The following is a 489-nucleotide window of genomic DNA, read 5'->3' as shown; positions in this document are numbered from 1 at the left end:
GAGAGTAAGACACCGCCGACACACTATTTAGAAAAAGGGGCCGACCGGACCCGTCCTTGGGGACGGATCTCCGGTCGGCCCCTTTATTTTGTCCCGGCATCGTCGTGATGTTCCTTCGAACGCCGCACGGCCCACACGAGTTGTCCCCGTTCACATCGGGGGTGCCACCCCCCGCGACCCACCATCAGGTGGGACTACCCTGGTGGGGCTTCAGTTCTTTTTCTGCTTCAGGAGGTTCGGTGTCCGGTTCCGACGACAGGCGCGGCGACTCCCGCCGCGGGGCCGGTGCCGGCCGAAGCGGCCAGGGCGGCCGCGGAAACTTCGATCGCCGCGGTTCCTCCGGCGGTCCCCGGCGGGACCGCGACGGTGGCGCGCGCCGCTTCGGCGACCGCGACAACCGCGGCTACCGCAATGATCGAGACGACCGCAACCGGGATGACCGGGGCGGCCGCGACAACTTCGGCGGCCGGGAGCGGATCCGCGGCCAGG

Annotated in this window: 1 protein-coding gene; it reads right to left on the bottom strand. The window is 69.1% G+C overall.

The window, feature by feature from the left end; all coding sequences use genetic code 11:
• Positions 1-227: 227 nt before the first annotated feature.
• On the bottom strand, positions 228-489 hold a 262-nt coding region (locus SSPN_RS56870), incomplete at its 5' end, for a hypothetical protein (RefSeq protein ID WP_202798839.1).

The sequence above is a fragment of the Saccharopolyspora spinosa NRRL 18395 genome (assembly GCF_000194155.1).
In the GTDB taxonomy this organism is placed as follows: Bacteria; Actinomycetota; Actinomycetes; order Mycobacteriales; family Pseudonocardiaceae; genus Saccharopolyspora; species Saccharopolyspora spinosa.
Note: the sequence above shows the minus strand (reverse complement) of the source record. Positions and strands in the feature narration are given on the sequence as shown.